Source organism: Prevotella sp. HMSC073D09 (assembly GCF_001814145.1).
GTDB lineage: Bacteria > Bacteroidota > Bacteroidia > Bacteroidales > Bacteroidaceae > Prevotella > Prevotella conceptionensis.
This window is the reverse complement of sequence record NZ_KV815023.1, coordinates 9,623-13,429: the sequence shown is the minus strand read 5'-3', so window position 1 is coordinate 13,429 and position 3,807 is coordinate 9,623. Positions and strand designations below refer to the sequence as shown.

General features: G+C 41.5%; 2 protein-coding genes and 1 tRNA gene. 1 reads left to right on the top strand and 2 read right to left on the bottom strand.

Annotation, left to right across the window (positions count from 1 at the left end):
- Positions 1-109: 109 nt before the first annotated feature.
- Positions 110-1,930 (top strand): ATP-binding protein, encoded by a 1,821-nt coding sequence (locus tag HMPREF2955_RS01140; protein WP_070720124.1) that lies wholly within the window; start codon positions 110-112, stop codon positions 1,928-1,930.
- A gap of 84 nt (positions 1,931-2,014) precedes the next feature.
- Here HMPREF2955_RS01140 and HMPREF2955_RS01135 read toward each other — a convergent pair.
- A tRNA-Leu gene (locus tag HMPREF2955_RS01135) sits at positions 2,015-2,096 on the bottom strand.
- Positions 2,097-2,525: 429 nt separating this feature from the next.
- Entirely contained in the window at positions 2,526-3,611 is a 1,086-nt protein-coding gene (locus HMPREF2955_RS01130; protein WP_009231123.1) for a mannose-1-phosphate guanylyltransferase, read from the bottom strand.
- Between the last annotated feature and the right edge of the window lie 196 nt (positions 3,612-3,807).

The following is a 3,807-nucleotide window of genomic DNA, read 5'->3' as shown; positions in this document are numbered from 1 at the left end:
CAATTTGTAGAGATTTTAAAAGTCTAGATGACTTTAATGTATGCTACAAAACGTACATGCATTATTGACAAGTGCAGTAACAGATAGAATAACATTAAAATAAATAAATATGAAATTAAAAAGATTATATCTTGAGAATTTTCGGAGTTATAAGGACTTGATTAGTATAGACTTTGATAACATAACTACTTTTATCGGTAAAAATGATGTGGGGAAATCAACGATATTAGAGGCATTAGAGATTTTTTTCAACAGTGATATAGTTAAAATTGATAGCTCCGATGCCAATGTGTTTTCGGATTCTAAAATAGTTACAATAGCATGCGATTTTACGGAATTACCAAATGAGCTGGTTTTAGATTCTGGTGAGAACACGTCATTGAAAGAGGAATACCTGCTAATAGATGAGGATACGATGCGTATTAAAAAGACTTATGATTGTAGTAAATCCAAACCTTCTGAAGATATATGCATTGTAGCTAATCATCCAACAGCAGACGGATTTGAGAATCTTCTTTCTTTGAAAGAAAGGGAGCTGCAGAAGATGGTTAAAGAGCGCCAATTAGATTGTTCTAGAAAAGGTAATCCTATAATGCGTAAAGCTTTATGGGAATCTGCTGATGATCTTAATATATCTGAGGTTGAAATCTCTTTGACAAAATCTAAAGAAGATGTAAAGGATATTTGGTCTAAGATAGAATCACATTTGCCAACTTATGCACTTTTCCAAAGTGACCGTTCCAGTAGTGATTCTGACGGAGAGGTTCAAAATCCAATGAAAGTAGCTATACAGGAGGCTATTGGTGAAGTTCAAAAGGAGATACAAGAAATTCAAGAAAAGGTGCGTGAAAAGGCAACAGCAATTGCAAATCAAACCCATGAAGCTTTACAATCTATTGACCCATCATTGGCAAATGAGTTAACACCTACATTTGCAACACCTTCTGTATCTAAGTGGAACAGCCTATTTTCAATAGCGATGGATACAGATGCAGGAATATCACTTAATAAGCGCGGTAGTGGTGTAAGACGAATGATTTTGGTAGGTTTTTTTAAGGCAGAGGCAGAACGGAAAGCAAAGAAAAGCAATAAAAAGGATATTATCTATGCGATAGAGGAGCCTGAAACTGCTCAACACCCTAATAACCAAAAGATTTTAATCAACTCCTTCTTAGAATTATCAGATACTCCCCATTGTCAGATTATCCTTACAACACATAGTCCAGGTTTAGCTCAAGAATTACCAACTAATAGCATAAGATTTATAAATAAGGACGAACACAATAATTCTGTTGTTCAAGGGGGAACGGAAGTTGTTATCTCCAATGTCGTTAAGACCTTAGGTATATTTCCTAATCCTGAACAAAATATAAAATTGGTTATTCATGTAGAAGGTCCTACGGATGTTATAGCTTTAAAATGTTTTTCTCGTTGTTTACGAGAAAAATATCCTAAAGTTATTGATTTATCGTCCGATAGTCGTATATTGCTGATACCATCTGGCGGTAGTATTCTTAAATATTGGGTAGATGCTCACTATTTGGAAAATTTGCATTGCCCATGTGTGCATATCTATGACAATGATGTGGCTGCATATCAAAATACTATAGATAAAGTCAATACGCAAAATGACGATTCATGGGGAGTCCTCACAAAAAAACATGAAATAGAAAATTATCTTCATAGTGATGCAATTAAAGCAGCTTATGATGTAGATGTAGATACAGATGAGGACAAGGTACCAGAAAGGTTTGGTGAAATTTATGCTAAAAAGAAAAATCTGGATAACCCAATGGGAGCAAACAAGTCTAAGCTTTGGCTTGGAAGAGCTTTTGATAAGATGACATACAAATTATTAATGGAACGAGATACAGAGGGTGAGATTAAAGGTTGGTTTGACAAAATGAACGAAATAGTAGAAAAACCATAATGTTGATTGGGAACAATTTGGGAACAATTATAAAATAAGAAAAAGCTAAGAGTTTAGAAATAAACTACTTAGCTTTTTACTTAGTACCCAGACCCGGGGTCGAACCGGGATGGATTGCTCCACTGGTGTTTGAGACCAGCGCGTCTACCGATTCCGCCATCTGGGCTTAGCGTGTGCAAAGGTACGTATATTTTTTGAATGAGCAAAGGAATTGGCGAAAAACTTGCGGCGTTTACTTTTGTTTGCTTGTTTGTGATAGCGAGAGAATAGGGTGATTGCCGGGGATATGATGAGGCAGGCACTGTTTCTAAGAGGTATATATGCAAGTGATGTTGCAGCTGGCGGCGCAGATATATTACAGCAAATGCAGTCTCAAGGAAACCTTTACGCATGTGTTGCGATAGCTGGCGGCGCAGATGTGGTGCGGTAAACCCCATCTCAAATGCCCTTTATACATGTGGGGCTGTGGCCTATATCGCAGATATGGTGGGCAAAGAGAATCTTAAAAGACATTGTTTCAAAGAAACCTTTTACGCACGTGCTGCGAAAGCAGGCAGCCCAGATATAAAGAGGTTGGCGCATCCCCAAGATGCCGTTACACAAAACCTTCGCCCTTTTTCAGCATCACTTCGTTAACGTATTTGCGTACCTTGGCCGATGAATCCTCCTTCTTACAGATAAGCAAAACATTATCTTTCTCCACCACGATAAAGCCTTCTAGCCCGTTTATTACGCCCAGTTTACCTTTGGGCAGCTTAATGATATTGTTGCTGCTATCCTCCAAAATCACGTCGCTATCAATCACCACATTGTCGTTTTCGCCCTTTTGCATCGTCTCGTACATGCCGTGCCACGTGCCGAGGTCGGCCCATCCAAAGTGGCATTGCATCACAAACACATCGTTAGACGACTCCAAAATGCCGTGCTCGATAGAGAGATTGGGGTATAGTGGGAAGTTTTCGCGTATGAAAAGCGCCTCTTCGTGGGGATTAAACTTAGGGTTGTCTGCGTCGAATTTCCTAAGAACAGGGGGCAACAGCTCGCAGAAACGGTTGCGGGCAAACTGCACATTCAGTAGGAAAAGTCCCGTATTCCAATAAAACTCGCCGCTTTGCATGAACATGCGAGCAAACTCGCGGTCGGGTTTTTCGGTGAACGACTGCACTTCGAACACATCGTTTTCCACCTCTTTGCCCATTTGTATGTAGCCGTATCCGGGTTCGGGACGCGTTGGTTTCACGCCCAACGTAAGCATGCCGTCTTTTTTCGACACGAAGTCTAGCCCGCGAATGATGTCGCGTTGGAAGGCCTCTTCGCCCTGAATGGCTTGGTCGGAGGGCGTAACCACGAGGCACGCCTCAGGACATTGGCGCAGAATGCGGTGCGAAGCCCATGCCACGCTTGGGGCTGTACTTCGGTAAATGGGTTCTGCAAGAATGTTCTCGGGAGGAAGTTCGGGCAGCTGATTACGCACGATGTCTGCGTAAGTCTCGTTTGTGCTCACCAATATGTGCGACGGGTCTATCAGTTGTGCGAACCTATCGAAGGTTTGTTGCAGCTGACTCCTGCCCACTCCGAAGAAGTCGACGAATTGTTTAGGAAAAGACAAACGGCTGTAAGGCCACAGGCGAAGTCCTCGACCGCCTGCCAATATCAGGCAATAGTTGTTGTTAGTGTTCATTCTATCAGATGTGTTGGTTCTGCAGGCGAAAGGTATGAAAAAACTTCAAGTCCGCCAAACAATCAAAGGTTATTTATTCTCAATTAACAAGTAGTTTATGTTCTACACAGGCAAAGCGACAGCTACCCCACAACTGCCCCCAACAACTGGCCTCACCCCCAACCCCTCTCCCCTTGGAGAGGGGTTGGGGGTGAGG

Bases quoted from the DNA above. Each gene is read 5' to 3' on its own strand.
- HMPREF2955_RS01140 (WP_070720124.1), top strand. From the start codon at position 110: ATGAAATTAAAAAGATTATATCTTGAGAATTTTCGGAGTTATAAGGAC.
- HMPREF2955_RS01130 (WP_009231123.1), bottom strand. From the start codon at position 3,611: ATGAACACTAACAACAACTATTGCCTGATATTGGCAGGCGGTCGAGGA.